At 77.1% G+C, this 21,468-nt stretch carries 2 protein-coding genes (1 of these 2 running past the window's edge); both read left to right on the forward strand.

Annotated features, from left to right (window positions below; translation table 11 throughout):
* On the forward strand, nucleotides 1–6,045 hold the full coding sequence (locus tag BUE29_RS08755; protein ID WP_073388684.1) for an SDR family NAD(P)-dependent oxidoreductase: 6,045 nt from the start codon (nucleotides 1–3) through the stop codon (nucleotides 6,043–6,045).
* Nucleotides 6,042–21,468, forward strand: partial view of an SDR family NAD(P)-dependent oxidoreductase gene (locus BUE29_RS21950; RefSeq protein ID WP_073388686.1) — the 5' portion only. 6,419 nt of this gene lie beyond the right edge of the window; only the first 15,427 of its 21,846 coding nucleotides appear in the window; it begins with the start codon at nucleotides 6,042–6,044; its stop codon lies off the right edge, out of view. Before BUE29_RS08755 ends, BUE29_RS21950 begins: the two co-directional genes overlap by 4 nt.

The raw sequence follows: 21,468 nt of genomic DNA on the forward strand, positions 1-21,468 counted from the left end.
ATGGATTCGACGGCGATCGGGCAGGTGCTGGTGCTCTCGGCTCCGGGAGCGCCCGAACTCGCGCGCTACGCGGACGCGCTGGCCACGCGGCTGGCCGCGCTCGGGACGTCCGGCGCGACGCTGGCGGCCGCCGCCTACACGCTGCAGGTGGGGCGCACGCCGCTCGCGCACCGGGTCGCCGTCCGCTCGGCCGACGCCGACGAGTCGATCGCCGCCCTGCGCGCCGTCGCCGCGGGCGAGGAGCATCCGGCCGCGGAGCGGGCCGTCGGCGAGGTGTCGACGGCGGCGGTGACCACGGTGGCCGGGCCGGACGAGGCGGTGAGCGCGTGGCTCGACGGCGCGGACGTCGACTGGGCCGCCCTGTGGGACAGCCGACCGCGCCGGATCTCGCTGCCGAGCGCACCGGCGCCGTCACGGTCTCCCCGCCCCGGGTCGGGTGCCGGCGCCGGATCCGACCGGCAGCGGGGAGACGACGGGGGTTTCGGCGCCGGATCCGACCGGCAGCGGGGAGACGACGGGGGCATCGGCGACGGCGGGGCGCGCGCGGCGGCCGAGCGCTACCTCGTCGAGCTCTGGGCCGACGTGTCGGGGCTCGCCGCCGACCGATTCGGCCCGCGCACGCCGCTGTCGCAGATCGGCCTCAGCTCGTTCCTCGTGACGCAGCTCAACGGCCGGCTCGAGCAGGATCTCGACGAGCGGGACCGCACGCTGTTCTTCACCCACCCCGACCTCGCGGGCGTCGCCGGTGACCTGGTCGATCGCCACCCCGGCCACTGGGACGCCGACGCCACCGACGCCACCGGCGCGTCGGCCCCGGCGGATCGCGGCGCGGCGCGGGCCCGGGACGCGCGGAGCGCGAACGGGCGGCACGGGGCGCCGGCCGCGGCGGTCGACGGTGCCGTGGCGATCGTCGGCATGGCGGTGCGCTTTCCGAACTCGCCCACGGTGGCCGACTTCTGGCAGACGCTCGTCGACGGCGTCGACTGCATCCGGCCCATGCCCGCCGACCGGGCGGAGCCGGGCTGGGACACCGCGGCCATGTGGGGTGGCTACCTCGACGACGTCGCCGGGTTCGACCCACTGCTGTTCTCGATCACCCCGCGGGACGCCGAGCTGATGGACCCGCAGGAACGGCTCTTCCTCGAGGTTGTCTGGGAGGGGCTCGAGGACGCCGGATACACCCGTGCGCGGCTGCGCGAGCGTCATGACTCGAACGTCGCGGTCTACGTCGGCGCCATGCACAACGAGTACCCCTACTTCGGGGTCGAGCAGTCCGGCGTCGGCGCCCGGCAGGACTCCGGCGCGACGCTCGGGGGGATCGCCAACCGGGTCTCGTTCTTCCTCGACGTGCACGGGCCGAGCCTGTCCGTCGACACGATGTGCTCGTCCTCGCTCACCGCGCTGCACCTGGCCCGGCACAGCCTGCTGCGCGGCGAGGCCGAGGTCGCGATCGTCGGCGCCACCAACCTCTCGCTGCACCTGAACAAGTTCGTCCAGCAGCACCGCATGCAGCTCGCCGCCACCGACCACCACTGCCGCAGCTTCGGCGAGGGTGGGGACGGGTTCGTCCCGGCCGAGGGCGTCGCCGCGCTGATCTGCAAACCGCTCGCGCGGGCACGGGCCGACGGCGATCGCGTCCACGCCGTCGTGACCGGCTCCGCGGTCGTGCACGCCGGCCGGACGAACGGCTACCTCGTGCCGAGCCCGGTCGCGCAGGGCGACCTGGTGACCCGGGCGTGGCGCGACGCCGGCCACGACCTCGCCACCGCCGGCTATCTCGAGGCGCACGGCGCCGGCACCGCGCTCGGCGACCCGGTGGAGATCGCCGGCCTGCTCCGCGCGATGGGCGGACGGCCGGACGGGCCGATACCGCTCGGCTCGGTCAAGTCCGTCATCGGCCACGCCGAGTCCGCCGCGGGCCTGGCCGGACTGATCAAGGTCGTGCTGCAGCTGCAGCACGGCGAGTACGCGCCGACCCGGCACGCCGACACCCCCAACCCCGAGATCGAGTGGGACCGGGTCCCCTTCCGCGTGCAGGGGCGCCGCGCCCCGTGGCCGCGACCGGACGGTGACGCGCGTCGTGCCGGCATCAGCTCGTTCGGCGCCGGCGGGACGATCGCGCACGTCGTCGTCGAGGAGGCGCCCGACGACGCCCCGGCGTCACCGGCGGCGGCCGGCCCGCAGCTGATCGTGCTGTCCGGCCGGGACGAGCCGGCCCTGCGTCGCGTCGCCGACGGGGTGCTGGGGACGCTGCCGGCCGCCGGGTCCGACGACGGGTCGGCACTGGCCGTCCGGCTGCGTCGGATCCGCGACGGCGCGCTGGCCGGCGAGCTCGGCGCCGACGCCGCCGACGCCGCCCGGCTCGCGGCCCTGCTGCTCGGGGACGCGACGCCGGCGGGGCCGGCCCTGGCCGATCTCGCGTGGACGCTGCAGGTCGGCCGCGAGCCGCTGGGCGAGCGGCTGGCGATCGTCGCCGACGACGTCGCCGAGCTCGCCGCCGCGCTGCGCTCCTACCTCGGCGGGGACGACGCGGGGCTCGTCCGCGGCACGGTCGCCGACACCGAGGGGGCGCCGCGCCCGCTGCCCCCGCACGCCGACCGTGCGGCTCTCGACGGCCTGGCCCGCTGGTGGGTCGCCGGCGGCGACGTCGACTGGACCGCGGCCGGCGACCGAGCCCCGGGCCGGCTCGTCGACCTGCCGCACTACCCGTTCGACCGGATGCGCTGCTGGCTGCCCGCGACCACCACCGGTCCGGCGCCGACACCGGCCGCCACGTCGGTCCACGAGCGGACCTGGGTCGAGGACGGCCCGGTCGCGTCCGACGCGCTCGCCCCGGCGGGCCGGCTCGTGGTCGTGTACAGCCCGCACAGCGAGCCGGTCGCCCGCGCGGTCGCCGCGCTGGCCGCCGACGCCGTCCTCGTCCGCGAGGGCGGTGTCCCGCCGGACGGCGAGCACGGGCTGGTGACGGCCGACGACGCCGCCGCGGTCGCCGCCGGGATGCGTGGGGCGCCGGTCGCCGGCTGGCTCGACCTCGCCGACCTGTACCGGCCACCGACCGAGATCGGTCTCTGGCAGGCCCGGCTCGCCCTGCTGCAGGGGTTTCTCGCGGACCGCAACGGCGCCGGCTGCCGCGTGCTGCAGGTGTGCTCCGGCCTGCACGACCTGCCCGGCGGGGCCCCGCCGAGCACCGCCGCGGCCCCGCTCGCCGGGTTCGTCCGCGTGCTCGCCGCGGAGGGCGCGGTGGCGTCCGGCCGCGTCCTCGACCTCGACCTCGACCTCGACGGCACCGACCCGGACACCGCCGCCCGGGCGATCCTCGCCGAGCTCGGCACCGAGTCCGCCGTGCCGGACGTCTGCCATCGCGACGGGGTGCGGCACCGCGCCGCCCTCACCGCGGTGGGCGGCGACACCGCGTCGTTCACCGCCCGCGCCGACGCGACGTACGTCGTCACCGGCGGCACGCACGGCCTCGGCGCCCGGGTCGCTCGCTGGCTGGTCGAACGCGGCGCGCGCCGGCTCGCCGTCCTCGGCCACGGTGCGCTCGACGCCGAACGGCAGGCGGGGGCCGACGCGCTCCGCGCGGCCGGCGCGGCCGTGCTCGTGCACACCGGGTCGCTCGCCGACCGCACGGCGCTCGGACTGTTCCTGGACCGGGTCCGCGACGAGCTCGGCCCGATCGGGGGCGTGGTGCACTGCGCGGGTCGCGCGGCGCGACCGGCCGCCTTCGCGGTCAAGGAGCGCGCCGACGTCGCGGCGGTGTTCGAGCCCAAGCTGGACGGGCTGCGCGCCCTGGCCCAGGCGCTCGCCGACGACGACCTGCACCTGGCGGTCGGGTTCAGCTCGATCTGCGCGGTCGCGCCCACCGTCGCGCGGGGCGTCAGCGACTACGCGGCGGCCAACGCCTGTGTCGACGCCGCGGCGGCGGCGCAGGTCACGCTCGGCGGCCGGGCCCTGCAGGCGGTGGCCTGGCCGCAGTGGCGCGAGTCCGGCGGGGGCGTCGGCGCGGACAACCCGGCTGCCCACCTCGGCGTCGGCACGCTGTCCGACGCGGACGGCCTCGCCGCGCTGGAGACCGTGCTCGCGCGCCCGCAGCTGCGCCGTGCCGTGGTGCTCCCGGCGGTGGCCGGCCCGGTCGACCTCGACGCCGTGCTCGCGGCCGGCGACGGCGCCGCCCCGTCGGCACCGGCCGCCGCGGGGCAGACCGCACCCGCCGGGGGCGTCCCGGCCGCGGGAGCGTCGGCGGCGGCCGATCCGCCGGCGGGACCGCCCGGCTGGCTCGTCGACATCTTCGCCACCGCCCTGCACCTGCCCGCCGACCGGCTCGACCCGGCCGTCGACTTCCACGCCCTCGGCGTCGAGTCGATCATGCTGGGCGAGCTGCTGCAGCGGATCGAGCAGCACGTCGAGCGTCGCCTCGACCCGGGCCTCCTCCTCGACTTCCCGACCCTCGACCAGCTCGCCGCCGCCCTCACCGACCAGCTCGGCGACGACGTCGGCGAGAGCGCTCCCGCCGTTGCCGACGCTCCCGCCGTTGCCGACACCGAGCGCGTTCCCGCCGCGGCCGCACCGGCACCGGCCGCGCCGGCGCCGCTCGGGCCGGCACCGCGGCGCGACGAGCAGCGCGTCGCCGTCGTCGGTGCCGCCTGCCGCTTCCCCGGCGCGCCCGACCTCGACACGTTCTGGCGCAACCTGCTCGCCGGCACCAGCAGCGTGATCGAGGTGCCGGCGTCGCGCTGGGACCACCGCGCTGTCTACCGCGAGCGGCGCGAGCTCGGCCACAGCATCAGCAAGTGGGGCGGTTTCGTCGACGGTCTCGAGGACTTCGACCCCGACGCCTTCGGCGTCACCGAGGACGAGGCGCGCGCGCTCGACCCGGCGATCCGGCTGACGCTCGAGACCACGGCCGCCGGCCTCGCCGACGCCGGCTACCGTCCCGACGAGGTGGCCGGGGCGGAGGTCGGCGTCTTCGTCGGCGCGCGGATGTCGGACTACGGCGCGCGCGTCGGCGTCCGGGCCGGCGTGCTCCGGTCGGACCAGAACTTCATCGCCGCCTACGTCGCGCAGCACTTCGACCTGCGCGGGCCGAACCTGGTGGTGGACAGCGCGTGCTCGTCGTCGCTGGTCGGCGTGCAGGTCGCGATGCGCAGCCTGCTCGCCGGCGAATGCACGATGGCCGTCGCGGGCGGCGTCGAGATCCTGCTCGACGAGGCCGACTACGTCGATCTCAGCGCGTCCGGGGCGTTGTCGCCGTCCGGGCGGTGCGCGACCTTCGACGAGTCCGCCGACGGATTCGTCCCCGGCGAGGGGTGCGGGCTGGTCGTGCTCAAGCCGCTCGCGGCCGCCCTCGCCGACGGAGACCGCATCCACGCCGTCATCGACGCCGTGGCGGTCAACAACGACGGCAGGACGATGGGCGTCACCACCCCGAGCCACGAGGCGCAGCAGCGGGTCGTACGCCGGGCGATGGAGCAGGCCGGTCGCGAGCCCGCCGAGTTCGGGCTCGTCGAGGCCCACGGCACCGGGACGATGATCGGCGACCCCATCGAGCTGCGCGGGCTGACCGACATCTTCGGCGCCGGCCGGGCACCGCAGTCGGTCCCGATCGGCAGCGTGAAGTCCAACGTCGGCCACCTGATGAGCGCGGCCGGGATCGCCGGGGTGCTCAAGGTGATGCTCTCGATCGAGCACGGCGTCGTCCCCGCGACGCTGTGGTGCGAGAACCCCAATCCCCGCTTCGACTTCGCCGCGTCGCCGTTCTTCCCCAACGTCGCGAACCGCGACTGGGACCACCCCGCGGGCCGACGGGTCGCCGGGGTGAGCTCGTTCGGGCTCGGCGGGACGAATGCGCACGCCGTGCTGAGCGACGTCGTCCGGGAGGCACCGGCGACCCGTTCCCCGCTGCCGCCACCCACCTACCGTCGCCGCCGGCTGTGGTTCGACCGTCCGGCCGGACCCGAACCGATGCCGGCCGCCCCGGCTACCCCGGATGACCCGGAACTGACCTCGTCGCTGCTCGACCTCGAGCTCGTCGGCGGTCCGCGATGACGTACGACCTCGAGCGCGACGGGCTCGAGTGCCGGGTCGTCCTGCGCGACGACGACTTCGTGCTGCGCAACCACGTCCTGCACGGCGTGAGCGTGCTGCCGGGCGTCACCTTCTTCGACCTGGTGCTGCGGATGCTCGCCGCGGCCGGCGTCGACACGACGCGGGCCGTCGTGGAGAACGTCGTCTTCGCCGAGGCGATCACCACGACCGACGGCTCCGAGCGCGAGCTCCACTGCCGCATCGGCCCGGCCCGCGACGGCAGGCACGCCGTCGAGGTGAGCAGCCGGTGGACGTCGGCCGGGGCCGAGCCGACCTCGCACGTCACCGCCGAGCTCGCGTTCACCGACGATCCGCTGCCCGCGGACGTCGACCTGGCCGGGCTGCGCGAGCGCGCGGCCGAGACCGGCGACCTCGGCGAGCTGTACGCGCGTGCCCGCCGCGAGGACATCGTCCACGGTCCGGCGATGCGTTGCGTCGGCCCGCTCTGGCGCGGGCCCGCGGACGATCGGTACCTGCTCGCCGAGCTCACGCTGGAACAGGCCGATCCCGAGCATGTGCGCCGCTTCCACCTGCACCCCGCGATGCTCGACGCGTCGACGCTCGCCGGCTTCGCCCTGACCGAGGTCTCCGGCAACCACCCGTTCATCCCCATGTTCGTGCAGCGCTTCCGCGCACCGCGGCGGCTCGCGCCGGTCAGCTACGTGTACTGCGAGCGCCCCGAACGGCTGGCCGAGTCCGGCGACGTGATCACCAGCGACTACCGGGTGCACGATGCGGACGGGGTGTTCCTCGCCGAGTTCGTCGGCCTCGCGTGCAAGCGCATCCGCGACCCGGAGTCGATCCGGCGGCTGCGGCCCGGCGACCCGGCGGCCGCATCGCCCCGGGTCGCCGCCGCGGACCCGACCGGGCCGACCGCGGCCGCGTCGTCGGGCGACACCGACCCGACCGCGGTCGTGCGCGGGCTGGTCGCCCGCACGCTCGGGGTGGACGAGGCCGGCCTCGCGACCGACGTCGGGTTCTACGACCTGGGGCTCGACTCGCTCGGCGTGCTCGCGCTGGGCCGCGAGATCGAGCAGCTGGTCGGCGAGTCGCTCTACCCGACGCTGCTCTTCGAGCACAGCACCATCGACGCGCTCGCCGGCTATCTGCGCGACCACCACCGGTTCGCGCCCGGGGCGCTCGACGCACCGGATGCACCGGACGCGGCGTCGTCCGCGTCGGAACCGGCCGCCGGGGACGTCGACCTGATCCTGCGCACGCCGGTGTGGGCCGCGGCCGACGCTGCGCACCGCGACGTGAGCGGCCCGGCCGTCGTGGCGGACGCGGCCGCGCGCGCGACCGCCCTCCTCGACGCCGCGGCCCTCCTGGCCGGCGCCGAGCTCCTCCCCGTCGCCGCGGCGGCCGAGCGGGCCGATGTGCTGCTCGTGGTCGCCGACGGCACCCCGGCACCGGACGCGTGCGCACAGCTCGTCGACGTGGCCCGCGCCGCCGTGGACCGCCCTGACGCCGGCGCGACCACCATCACGGTGGCGTGCCCGACCGCGCGCGACGACGTCGTGCCTGCGGCGCTCGCCGCGGCGTGCCGCACGATCCACGCCGAGACGCCCGCACTGCGCTGCCGCGTCGTCACCGGCCCCGCCCCCGCGCCGGGCTGGCTCGCGGCCGCCGTCGCCGACGACTCCGCCGACACGCAGCTCGACTGGTCCGAGGGCACCCGCGCCGTCCGTCGGTGGCGGCCCGCCGACACCCGGCCGGGCGCGATCGAGGACGACGGGGTGTACGTGGTCACCGGCGCCACCGGGGCGCTCGCCCAGCTCGCCGCCGATCGGCTGGCCCGCCGCCACCACGCCAGACTCGTGCTCGTCTCGCGCCGGGAGCCCGACGAGGCGCTGCGGCGCCGGGCGGCGGACTGGGTCGCGGCCGGCGCGACGGTGCTGCACGCGACGGCCGACCTCGCCGACGCCGACGCCGTCCGCGCCGCGGTGGCCCTCGGCCGGGAGCGGTTCGGGCGCATCGACGGCGTCCTGCACTGCGCGGGCGAGCACCACGACGGCGTCTACCTGCACAAGGACGCGGCCGACTTCGCGCGGCTCTTCACCGCCAAGGTCGACGGCACCGCGCACCTCGACGAGGCGACCGCGGGCGACGACCTGGCCTTCTTCGCGGTCTACACCTCGCTGTCCGGCGCGGTCGCCAACCCGGGGCAGAGTGACTACGCGGCGTCGAACGCGGCCGCCGAGGCGCTCGTGCGCCGACGAGCGGCCGACCCGTCGCGAGCCGGCCGCAGCGTCGCCATCGCCTGGCCCTACTGGGCCGACGGGGGCATGTCGGCCGACGGTCGCGACGGCCACCCGATGCCGTCCGAGGTGGGGTTGGCGGCGCTCGACGGGCTGCTCGGCAGCGGCGACGTCGTCGTGGCCGTGGCCTACGCGACACCGGCCGAGGTCGACGCCGCCCTGCTGCCGGTCGAGGCCGACGCCGTCCTGCCCCCGGCCGAGGCGCCCGCCCCGACCGCATCGGCGGTCTCGTCGGTCGGCCCGGCGACCGGCAGCGCGGGCGGCGACGACGCCGCGATCGCCGTCGTGGGCATCGCCGGTCGCTACCCGCAGGCCGCGGACGTCACCCGGTTCTGGCAGAACCTCGTCGGCGGCGTCGACAGCGTCACCGAGATCCCCGCCGGGCGGTGGGACCACGCGGCGATCTTCGACCCGGACAAGGGCACCCCCGGCAAGACCTACGGCAAGTGGGGTGGCTTCGTCGACGGCGTCGACGAGTTCGACGCGCCGCTGTTCGGCATCTCCCGCCGCGAGGCCGAGCGGATGGACCCGCAGGAGCGGCTGTTCCTGCAGACCTGCTGGCATGCGCTGGAGGACGCCGGTCACTCGCCGCGCGGGCTGTCCGGCCGGGCGGTCGGCGTCTTCGCCGGCGTGATGTGGAACCACTACCAGCTCGTCGACGGCGCGCACGACGGCGTGGCGCCGACGGCCATGCACGCGTCCGTCGCCAACCGGGTGTCCTTCACCCTCGACCTGACCGGGCCGAGCATCACCCTGGACACCGCGTGCTCGTCCTCGCTCACGGCCGTCCACCTGGCGGTGGCGAGCCTGCGCTCCGGGGAGTGCGATTTCGCGCTCGCCGGCGGCGTCAACGTCAACGCCCATCCGCAGAAGTACCTGCAGCTCGCGCAGGGGCACTGGCTCGCCGAGGACGGCCGCTGCCGCGCCTTCGGCGTGGGCGGCACCGGCTACGTCCCGGGTGAGGGGTCCGGCGCGGTCGTGCTGCGACGTCTTGCCGACGCCGAGCGAGACGGCGACGACATCCGCGCCGTCATCCGCTCCAGCGTGGTGAACCACGCCGGTCGCACCGGCGGGGCGACGGTGCCGAGCCCGGTCTCGCAGGGTGCGCTGGTGCGGGCCGCGCTCGACGACGCCGGCTGGAACCCGGCGAGCGTCGGCTACGTGGAGGCGCACGGCACCGGCACCTCGCTCGGGGACCCGATCGAGGTCGACGGCCTCACCCGAGCCTTCGGCGAGGTGGCCGCCGCGTCCTGCGCGCTCGGCTCGGTGAAGTCGAACGTCGGCCACCTCGAGAGCGCCGCGGGCATCGCCGGGCTGACCAAGGTCGTCCTGCAGCTGCGGCACGGCACGATCGCGCCCTCGCTGCACTCCGCGGAGCCGAACCCCGCGATCGACTTCGCGAATACCCCGTTCTACGTGCCGCAGCAACCGATCGCGTGGCCGCGCCCGGCCGGCGGCCTGCGCCGTGCGGGGGTCAGCGCGTTCGGTGCCGGCGGCTCGAACGCCCACCTGCTCGTCGAGGAGTACGCCGCCCGGGTGCCTACCCCGCGTTCGACGGGGCCGTTCGTGTTCCCCGTGTCCGCCCGCACCGACGACCGGCTGCGCCACCTCGCCCGGACGCTGGCCGCGGCGCTCGCCCCCGGCGGTGACGACGACCCGTCCGGCGCCGAGCTGGCGGCCTGTGCCGAGCGTGTCGCGGCCCTGCTCGGCATCCCCGCCGACGCCGTGGACCCCGACGCCACGCTGGCCGAGCTCGGCCTGCGCGCGGCGGACCTCACGCACCTCGACGCCGTCGGCTGCGGCCTCGACGACACCGTGCGCACGCTCGCCGCGCAGCTGCCGTCGGCCGCACCCGACGGCGTCCGCGCCGGGGACGTCGCCGCGACATTGCAGGACGGCCGGGTCGCGATGTCGCAGCGACTGGTGGTGGTCACCGCCGGGCTCGCGGAGCTCGCCGCCGAGCTCGCCGCCTTCGCCGACGCCGGCGCGGCCGGCGAGCACACCGCGACCGACGCGGCCGCCCTGGCGGGGCTCGCGGACCGGGCCGGGTTGTCCGACGAGGCCGCGCGCGCGGCCGCCGACTGGCTGCGCGGCGAGGACGTCGACTGGGCGGCCCTCCGATCCGCCGCCGACGGCGCCCGGCCGCGCCGGGTGCCGCTGCCCGGCTACCCGTTCGAGCCCAAGCGGTACTGGGTGGGCAGCTGGGGCCAGGAGGAGCGGGACGAACGGGCACCGGCCACCGAGGGTGCGGCGCCGGCGGCACCCGTGGCGGACCCGGTGGCCGAGGCGGCGGAGCCGACCGAGCCCGCGGAGCCGGCCGAGCCCGCGGACCCGGCGGCCGGCGGGGTGGAGCCCGCCGCCGACGGCCGCCTCGAGCTGCAGTTCCTCGACGACGGCGTCGCGCTCATGACGCTGCGCCCGGCGATGTTCACCGCCGGGCTCGTCGCCCAGGTCGAGGACGCCTGGCGCCGCATCGCCGCCGCCGACGACGTGCGCTGCGTCGTCGTGACCGGCGACGGCCCGGTGTTCAGCATGGGCGGGACCCCGGAGGCGCTCGCGTCCCTCGCGGCCGGCAACGGCCGCTTCAGCGACGTCCCGGTGCTCTACGAGGGGATGTTGCGGTGCTCGCGACCGGTCCTCAGCGCGATGCAGGGGCATGCCGCGGGCGGCGGTCTCGCGTTCGGCCTCTACGCCGACATCGCCGTGCTGTCGGCCACCGCGGAGTACCGGGCCAACTTCCTCGACTACGGCTTCACGCCCGGCATGGGCGCCACCCACATCCTCGAACGCAAGCTCGGGGCCGCCCTCGCCGCGGACCTGATGCTCAGCGCCCGCGCGTTCACGGGCGCGCAGTTGGCCCGGCGCGGGGCCGCCGTCACGGTCGTCGCCGCCGACGAGGTCCTGCCGCACACGCTGCGGCTCGCCCGCACCATCGCCGGCAAGCCGGCGACCGCCGTCCGCGCGCTCAAGGCCGACCTGGCCGCCCGCACGCTCACCGTCCTGCCGCAGGTGATCGACCGCGAGGTCGCGATGCACGAGCAGGTGCTCGGGCAGGGGGCCGGCGAGCGCGTGGCCGCGGCGTTCCCGGACCACGTCGCCGCCGCGCCGCCGGCGGCCCCGGTCGCGGCACCGGCGCCGGAGCAGGAGCCGGCGGCTCCGGAGCCCGAACCGGAGCCGGTGGCCGAGCCGGCCGAGCCGGCGGTCGACCTCGCCGCCGTGCGCGCCTCCATCGAGCAGCACGTCTGCGACGTGCTGTACCTCGGCGCCGACGAGCTCGACCGCGAGAGCACGTTCGCCGAGCTCGGCCTGGACTCCGTCGGGGCCGTCGAACTGGTCTCGCAGCTGAACCGGGCGTGGGACATCGACCTGGACTCGGTGGCGGTGTACGACCACCCGACCATCGAGCAGCTCGTCGAGCTGGTCGCGACGGAGTGCCGGAGCTCGCTCGCGCTGCAGGCGGCCGCCGCGAGACCCGCCGCACCGCCGGAACCGGCGGCACCCGCGGCGGCGCCGGCCGCGCCGGCCGCGCCCGCCGCGCCCACCGCGCCCACCGCGCCCACCGCGCCCACCGCGCCCGCCGCGCCCGCCGCGGCCGCCGGGTCACCGGTCGAGGCGGACCGGTCCGACGAGCAGGCCGAGCCGGCGCGACGGCAGCCCGGGCCGCCCCCGCTGCGGGTGACCGGCGGCGCGGGCAGCGGTCCGGGCCGGGCGGCGTTGCGGGTGCCGGACCGGCCGGTCGTCACCCTGCGCGCCGTGCCCGCCGCGGCGAAGGAGGGCGCAGCAGCAGCCGCCGACGGGCCGCCCGCCGGGCCCGGGGAGGTGGCCGAGGCGGCGTCGACCCCGCGCCGGTCCGGGGCGGCGACCGCCGCGGCGACGTCCTCGAACGACCCGTACCCCGACGACGCGGTCGCCGTCGTCGGTCTCGCTGCCCGCTTCGCCGACGCCCCCGACGCCGACGCGTTCTGGGCCAACCTCGCCGCCGGGCGCGGCAGCATCGCCGAGGTGCCCGCCGACCGGTGGGACCTGCGCGAGGAGTTCGCACCCGGGCGGGGCCGGGCGGACACCACGTACAGCAAGTGGGCCGCGCTGCTCGATCGCATCGACACCTTCGACGAGCGGTTCTTCCGGCTCTCCCCGCTGGACGCGCAGGCGATGGACCCGCAGCAGCGAGTGTTCCTGGAGGAGGCGTGGCACGCGCTGGAGGACGCCGGTCACGCCCCCGACCTCGCCGGGCCGAGCCGCCCGTGGGGCGTGTTCGTGGGCTGCGGCTCCGGCGACTACGCCGATCTGCTCGCCGCCGCCGGTGATGCCCGCAGCGGACAGGCGTTCCTGGGCAACGCGCCGTCGGTGCTGCCGGCACGCATCGCCTACCTGCTCAACCTCACCGGCCCGACCATGGCGGTCGACACCGCCTGCTCGTCCTCCCTCGTCGCCGTCCACCTCGCGGCGTCGGCCGTGGCGCGCGGCGAGTGCGACCTCGCCCTCGCCGGCGGCGTCGCGCTCATGTCGACGTCCAAGATGCAGGTCTGGACGAGCCAGGTCGGCATGCTCTCGCCGAGCGGTCACTGCCGACCGTTCGACGCCGCGGCCGACGGCATCGTGCTCGGCGAGGGCGTCGGGGTGGTGGTGCTGAAGCGGCTGCGGGACGCGCTCGCCGACGGCGACACCGTCCGCGGCGTCCTGCTGGGCAGTGGGATGAACGGCGACGGCAAGTCGAACGGCATCACCGCCCCGAACGCGACCGCCCAGGCCGATCTGCTGAGCCGGGTCTACGAGCGGGCGGGGCTCGACCCGGCCGACATCGGATACGTCGAGGCGCACGGCACGGGCACCGAGCTCGGCGACCCGATCGAGGTCAACGCACTGCACGCGGTGCACGGTCACCGCGAGGCGGGGACGGCCGGCCTCGGCTCGATCAAGGGCAACGTCGGGCACACCACGATGGCCGCCGGTGTCGCCGGGCTGATCAAGGTGCTGCTGTCGATCCGGCACGGCGAGCTCGCGCCGTCACTCGGCTTCGAGCGGTGCAACGACAAGATCGAGCTGGCGGCCGGACCGTTCGAGGTCGTCACCGAGCGGCGCCCGTGGTCGCCGGGGCCGAGCGGCCGGCGCATCGGCGCGGTGAGCAGCTTCGGCTTCAGCGGGACGAACTGCCACGTCGTCGTCGGCGAGCCGGCCCCGCCCGCCCACCGGCCCGACGCCGACGGCCCCGAGCTGGTCGTGCTGTCGGCGCGCACCGACGCCGAGCTGGCCGCCGTCGTGGAGCGGCTCGCGGCGCATCTCGCGACCCGGCCCGCCGGCTACGAGCCGCGGCTGGACGATCTCGCCGCCACCCTCGCGCTGGGGCGCGCGACGCTGCCGGCCCGCGCCGCGTTCGCCGTCGGCAGCGTCGCGGAACTGCGCGAGGCGCTGCGCGACCGGCCGGCCGCCGACGGCGCCGGGGACGGTGCGGCCGGGGACGGTGCGGCCGGGGACGGTGCGGCCGGGGACGGTGCGGCCGAGCTCGTCGCGGCCGCCGCGGCGGACCGGGCGCTCGCCACGCTGCGGCCGCTCGCCGACGGGTTCGTCGGCGGCGCGGACCTCGACCTGCGAGCGCTGTTCGCCGGCCGCGACGTCCGCCGGATCCCGCTGCCGGGCTACCCGTTCGCGCGCCGGTCGCACTGGGTCGCCGGTGACGCGGGTGACGCTGCCGACGCCGCCGAGGTCGGTGCGGGAGGCGACACCGCTGCCGCCGGTGCGGTCGTGCTGACGCGCGCCGTCACCCCCGACGACGACCTGGTCCGCGGCCACGTCGTCGGGAGCCGGACGATCGTCCCCGCGGCGGCGGGCATCGCGCTGCTCGCGGCCGCCGCCCCCGAGGCGGCCCTGCGCGACCTGCGGTGGCTGCGCCCGATCGTCGTCACCGCCGGGACCGAGCTGCGCGTCGTGCGTGCCGGCGACGCGCTCGAGGTCCGCGCGGGCGAGCCGAGCGTGACCGCGACGACGACCGACGCGTCGGCCTCGCGTGATCGAGCGGAGCTCGCCGAGCTGGGCGCGAGCTGCCCGACCCGCGTGGACGTCGCCGGCTTCTACGCCGACCTCGCCGCGAGCGGGGTCGCGTACGCGCAGGGCTTCCGCTGCGTCACCGCGCTGCGCACCGGGGCAGAGGACGCGCTCGCGACGCTGGCCCCGGTCGAGCCCGGCGAGCTGCTGCCGGCCACCGTGCTGGACGGCGCGATGCAGGCCGCGGCGGCGCTGGTCCGCGACGAGCACGCGCTGCTCCCGTTCGCGATCGACCGCGTCGACGTGTTCGACCGCACCGCCGTCGCGCGGTTCGGCCACGCCCACCGCACCGGGTCGCGGACGTTCGACGTGGACGTCCTCGGCGCCGACGGTGCCGTGCTGGTCGCGATCGCCGGGCTGACGCTCCGCGCGGCGGGCGGCGCCACCGCGCCGGCGCCGGCCGACGACCCCGCCGCGACGATCTTCCGACCCGAGTGGGTGGACGCCGCGGCACCGGACGGCGACGGCGCCGCCGCGATCACCCTCGTCGCGGACGCGACCGACGGCCTCGCCCAGCGCCTGCTCGCCGAGGCCGGGCCGCGGGCCGTGCTGGTCGACCGCGGCGGCGAGCTCCCGGCCGACCTCACCGGCACCGTGTGCTGGCTCGGCGCCGCCGAGCCGGGCGAGCCCGATGCGCCGGCGCACGACGCCCTCGACCTGATCGGGCGGCTCGCGTCGGCCGCCCGCACCACGGCGCTGCGGCTGGTCGCCGTCACCCGCGACGCGTGCGCCGTCACCGACGACGACGTGCCGCGCGCCGACCAGGCCGCGGTGCTCGGCCTGGTCCGGGCGGCGGCGGCGGAGTTCCCGGAGTGGACGGTCGCCGCGGTCGACGTGGCGGCGGCGCCCGACGTCCGGCGGGTGCTCGACGAGGTCACCGGCGCCACCGAGCCCGTCGTCGCGCTGCGCGCCGATCGCCGCGTGGTCCGCACCCTCGTCCCCGCCGCGGCTCCCGCCGTTGCCACCGCGCCGTGGCGCGAGGACGGCTGCTACCTGCTTCTCGGCGGCGCCGGCGGCATCGGGGCCGAGCTGGCGCGCCGGCTCGCGACCGTCCGGGGCGTCCGGCTCGCCCTGGTCGGTCGCCGGGCCGAGGACGACGCGATCCGCGCACTGGTCGCCGAGCTCACCGACGCCGGCGCGCAGGCCGGCTACTGGCCGGCCGACGTCGCCGACCCCGACGCCCTCAGCGCGGTGGTCGCCGCGGTCACCGACCGGTTCGGGCCCGTGCACGGCGCGTTCCACGGCGCGCTGCAGCTGCGCGACGGCGCGCTGTCGGCGATGGCGCGCGCGGACCTCGACCGCGTCCTCGCCGCCAAGGTCCACGGCAGCATCGCGCTGCTCGACGCCCTCGCCGGCCAGCCGCTGGACGTGGTCGCGTTCTTCTCCTCCGCGCTGTCCTTCGTCGCCGCGCCGGGCCAGGGCAACTACGCCGCGGCCGGCCACTTCCAGGACGCGCTCGCGCTCGCGGCGCGGCGCCGAGGCGTCCCCGCGGTGGTCGTGAACTGGGGTTTCTGGGGCAGCGTCGGCGCCGTCGCGACCGCCGAGCAGCGGGACCGGTTCGCGTCGCTCGGCATCGCCGCGATCGACACCGACGAAGGGTTGGCGGCGCTGGAGCGGGTCCTCGCCGCCGACCTCGCGCAGGCCGTCGTCGTCAAGGGCACGGCGGCCGGGCTGGCCCGCCTCGGCGTGCAGCCCGCGACACCCGGGGACGCGACACCCGGGGACGCGACACCCGGGGACGCGATACCAGGGGACGCGATACCAGGGGACGAGGCACCGGCCGTGGCCGCCGCCGCGGGCTTCGCGGAGCTCGAGGTGCTGACCCGGGCCGTCACCGCCGCCGCGCTGCTGCCGCTGCTCGGGTCGGCCGGCAGCGTCACGTCCGAGGCCGCGCTCGCCGAGTCCCTCGGTGTCGTCGCCGACCAGCGGGGCCTGTTCGCGGCGTTGCTCGAGCTGCTCGACCGCACCGGCGCGGTCCGGCACGGGGACGATGGCCTGCTGCTGGCCGTCGAGCTGGTCGGGGACCTGTCGGCCGCGGAGCGTGAGCTGCGCGCGGCCCACCCCGAGCTGGCGCCGCACCTCGAGCTCGTCCACCGCTGCGTCGACGCGCTGCCCGACGTGCTGCGCGGCACGGTCCGCGGGGTGGACGTCCTGTTCCCCGGCGGCTCGGCCGAGCAGGTGGCGGGCGTCTACGCGGGCAACGCCGGCTCCGACCATCATCACCGCCTGCTGGCACGACGGCTCGCCGAGCACGCCGCCGAGGTGGCCGCGGCCGAGCAGCGCCCGGTACGGGTGCTCGAGATCGGCGCCGGCACGGGCGCGTCCACCCGCTTCGTCCTCGACGCGGTGGACGAGTCCGTCGAGCTGACCTACACCGACGTCTCGCCCGCCTTCCTCGCGCAGGGCCGGGAGGGGTTCGGCGACCGGCTCGACTACGCCCTCCTCGACGTCGAGCGGGACCCGGCCGAGCAGGGGCTGCCGGTCGGCACGCTCGACGCGGTCTACGCGGCCAACGTCCTGCACGCGACCGCGGACGTGGTCGCCGCGCTGCGCAACGCCGCGGCGCTGCTCGCCCCCGGTGGCCTGCTCCTCGTCAACGAGATCACGCACGTCTCGGACTTCGCGACGGTCACGTTCGGGCTGACGCCCGGCTGGTGGCGGGCGACCGACCCCGCGGGCCGGCTGCCGCACACGCCGCTGCTCGACCTGCCGCGGTGGGACGCCGCCCTGCGCGCAGCCGGGCTGACCCCGCAGGGTGCCCTGCACCTGCCGGGCGACGACCCGGCCCAGTGCGTGCTGGTCGCGCGCCGCGGGGAGCGGCCGACCGCCGACCGGGGGTCGACGGCGGGACCGGGGACGGTCGCCCGGCGCGACGTGCTCGCGTACGTCCGCAGGATCTTCGCCGACGTCTTGAAGTTCGACGAGGCCGAGCTCGACGCCGACGCCAACTTCGACGTGTTCGGCGTCGACTCGCTCGTCGGCCTGAACATCGTCACCGCGCTGGAGGCCGACCTCGGCCCGCAGCCCAGCACGCTGCTGTTCGAGCACATCACGCTCGACGCGCTCGCCGAGCACCTGCGTGGCGCGCACGCCGACACCCTGACCGAACTCCTCGGCGCCGCGACCGCGGAACCTGCGACGGGGACGACGCCGGCCGCCCCACCGTCCGCCGGCCGGACATCGCCGCCTCCCCCGCGGGCCGACCCGGTCGGGGACAGCGGGGACGGCGGGGACGGCGGGGACGGCGGGGACGGCGAGGACATCGCGGTCGTCGGGCTTGCCGGGCGCTACCCGGGATCGCCGGACCTCGACGCCTTCTGGGACAACCTGCGCGCGGGCCGTCGCTGCGTGCAGGAGGTCCCGGCCCGGCGCTGGGACTGGCGCGAGCACTTCGACGAGAAGCGCGGGGCCGCCGAGCGCACCTACTGCCGGTGGGGCGGCTTCCTCGACGCCGTCGACGAGTTCGACCCGGCCTTCTTCGGGATCCTGCCGAAGGACGCGGCGGCCATCGACCCGCAGGAGCGGCTGTTCCTCGAGACCTGCTGGACGCTGCTGCAGGACGCCGGCTACCTCGGCCGCCGCCGCGAGCAGCGGACCGGTGTGTTCGTGGGCACGATGTACGGCTCGTACGGGCGCATGGCGTCGGCGAACGGGTGGCCGCGCGGGCACTACGGCGACGGCCACTCCGCGTACTGGTCGATCGCGAACCGGGTGTCCTACACCCTCGACCTGCGCGGCCCGAGCTTCGCGGTCGACTCCGCGTGCTCGTCGTCGGCGACCGCGATCCACCTCGCCTGCGAGAGCCTGCGTCGCGGCGAGTGCGCGCTCGCGATCGCCGGCGGCGTCAACCTGATCCTGCACCCGGCCCACTTCATCTCGCTGTCGCGGCTGGGGATGCTCTCGGCGAGCGGCAGCTGCAGCGTCTTCGACGAGCGCGCGGACGGCTTCGTCCCGGGCGAGGGCGTCGGCGCGGTCCTGCTCAAGCCGCTCGCGGCGGCGCAGCGCGACGGCGACGAGATCTGGGCCGTCGTCAGGGGCAGCCTGGCCAACGCCGGCGGCAAGACGTCGGGCTACACGGTGCCGAACCCGGCCGCGCAGGCCGAGCTGATCACCGGCGCGCTGCGACGCGCGGGTGTCGACGCCGGCGATCTCGGCTACGTCGAGGCGCACGGCACCGGCACCTCGCTCGGCGATCCCATCGAGATCGCCGCGCTGTCGACCGCGCTGCGCGCCGGCGGGGACACCGCGGGCTGCGCCGTCGGTTCGGTGAAGTCGCTGATCGGCCACCTCGAGGGGGCGGCCGGGATCGCCGGGCTGACCAAGACCGTCCTGCAGTTGCGGCACCGCACGCTGGTCCCGCAGGCCGGCCTGGAGCAGCTCAACCCCAAGATCGATCTCGAGGCGGCCACGTTGCGCGTATCCGAGGAACCCGCCGACTGGACCGGCAGCAGCCCGCGACGGGCGGGCGTGAGCTCGTTCGGCGCCGGGGGCGCCAACGTCCACATCGTGCTCGAGGAGTACCCGGAGGGGCCGGTCGATCGCGTCGACCTCGCGGCACCCGCCGGGGAGCAGCTCGTCGTGCTGTCCGCCCGCACCGTCGACCAGCTGCGCCGCATGGCCGGTGAGCTCGCCGACCGGGTCGCCGACGGCCGGATCGAGTCCCTGATCCGGCTCGCCTACACCACCCAGGTGGGCCGCGCCGAGCTGCCGGAACGGCTGGCCGTGCTGGTGGACGGCGAGGAGGCGCTCGTCCGCGCGCTGCGGGCGGCCGCCGCGGGAGACGACTCACCGTGCCTCGTCGGGACGGCGGGCTCCGGCTCGGCCGAGCTGCTCGACGGCGACGAGGGCGAGGAGTTCCTCGACCGGCTGATCGCCCGCCACTCCCTGCGCAAGCTCGCGACGCTCTGGGTCGCCGGCGCGCCGGTGCGGTGGGACGCGCTGTGGCCCCAGCCGCTGCCGCGGGTGCGGATGCCCGCCTACCCCTGGGAGCGCAGCCGGTTCTGGCTGCCCGAGTACGACACCGCGCACCGGCCGAGCACCGAAGTGCCGCTGGCGCCGGGCCTCGCGGGCCAGCACCGCGTCCGGGGCGAGGTGTGGGCGCCGGCCGCGGCCCTGCTCGACGCGGTGTGCGTCGCGGCGGACGCCGACGACGCCGAGCTGCGCGACGTGCGGCTGCTCGCGCCGCTGACCCGCGACGACGGCGAGGTCTGCGTCGACGTCGAGCGCACTGCGGAGGGGACCCGCTTCGTCCTCCGGGCGGCCGGTGGTCAGCCCGCGCTCGTCCGGGGCACGCTCGCCGAGCCCGCCGGCCCCCCGGCCCCGCACGTCGACCTCGCCGCCCTGCGCGCGCGCTGCGGTGACGACCGCGACCCCGACGACGTGTACGCGGCCCTGCGCGCCGGCGGGATCGAGCACGGTGACCGGCTGCGGGTGCTCACCGAGGTGCACGTCGGCGACGGCGAGGCCGTCGCCCGCGCCGCCGCCCGGGGGGAGCTCGCCGGCGTCGCGCTGCTCGACGCGGCGCTGCAGACCCTGGCCGTGCTGGGCGGCGGCGGGGGTGCCGTCCCGAGCGCCGTCGGGGCGCTGCGACGTCACGCGCCGGCCGGCGAGCGGTGCTGGATCACCGTGCGCGAGCTCGAGCGCCACGGCGAGCACCGCCGCTTCGACCTGGCGCTGGTGGCCGACGACGGCGAGGTGCGGGTGGCGATCGACGCCCTCGAGACCGCGGCGGTCCCCGCCGTGGCCGCCGACCCGGTCGAGGTCCGGCTGCTGCGTCCGGAGTGGGTCGAGCAGGAACGCGGTGGCCCGGCGGACCCGCGTCCGACGCACGTCCTGGTCGTGGCGGACGGTCCGATGACCGCCCGGCTCGTGGCGCGTCTGGCGGCCGACGGCATCACCGCCACCGAGCTGCCCGCCGATCGGCGCGCCAGCCGCGAGGACGTGCGCGACGTCGTGGCCGAGCTCCGCGCCGGCGGCCAGGCCCCCGACGCCTACCTGCAGTGGATCCCGGAGACGTCGGGCGAGCCGGCCGCCGAGCTGGCCGCCGGGCTGGAGCCGTTGCTGCGGGTGACCGGCGCCGTCCTGGGCGGTCGGCGCGCCGCGCCGCTGCGGGCGGTCGTCGGCTACGCCGCGACCGGCTCCGGCCGGCCGTGGCAGGCCGCGCTCGGCGGCACCGTGCGCAGCCTGGCCCACGAGTCGAGCACGTTCCGCGGTGCCCTCGTCGCCGTGGACGCCGACCCCGACCGGGTTGCCGAGGAGCTCTGTGCCGAGCTGCTGGCCGGCGCCGACGAGCCGGTGCGTGAGGTCCGCCTGCGCGACGGCCGTCGCACCGTCCGCACGGTGGTGCCGGTCGAGTCGGTCGAGCCGGTCGAGCCGGTCGAGCCGACCTTCGAGGGCGTCTGCCTCGTCACCGGCGGCGGCGGCCGCATCGGCCGGCACCTCGCCGCGCATCTCGCGACCCGCGGCCACCGGGTGGTGCTCGTCGGGCGGAGCGCGGCCGACGCCGGGGAGTTCGCGACGCTCGGGACCGAGGACGCACCGGTCCGTTACGAGCAGGCCGATGTCGCCGACGCCGAGCAGGTGGCCGCGCTCGTGCGACGGGTCCGCGAGGTCGACGGCCGGATCGGCTGCGTGGTGCACGCCGCCGGGGTCACCCGCGACGGCCTGGTCGGCGTGAAGACCGAGGCGGAGGTCGCCGAGGTGCTCGCGCCGAAGACCACCGGCCTGGCCCACCTCGACGCGGCCCTCGGTGACGACCGCCCCGACCTGCTGGTGCTGTTCTCCTCGCTCGCGGCATGGACCGGCAACCTCGGGCAGACCGACTACACCTTCGCCAACGCCTACCTCGACGCCTACGCCGAGAACGCCGGCGAGGGTGTCGTGTCGATCGGCTGGCCGCTGTGGGCCGACGGCGGCATGGCCGTCGACCCGGCCACCGCGGCGCTGCACGCGCGGGTCTTCCACAGCGCCCTGCTGCCCACCGACGCAGGCCTCGACGCCTTCGACCGGGTGATCGCGTCCGGCCTGCCCTGCGTCTTCGTGAGCAGCGAGCGGCCGGCCGCCGCCACCGACGAGCCGGGCGGCG

The sequence above is a fragment of the Jatrophihabitans endophyticus genome, assembly GCF_900129455.1.
Lineage (GTDB): Bacteria > Actinomycetota > Actinomycetes > Mycobacteriales > Jatrophihabitantaceae > Jatrophihabitans > Jatrophihabitans endophyticus.

What these genes read in the sequence shown, in the direction of transcription:
- BUE29_RS08755 (WP_073388684.1), top strand. Translation starts at nt 1, where the DNA reads ATGGATTCGACGGCGATCGGGCAGGTGCTGGTGCTCTCGGCTCCGGGA.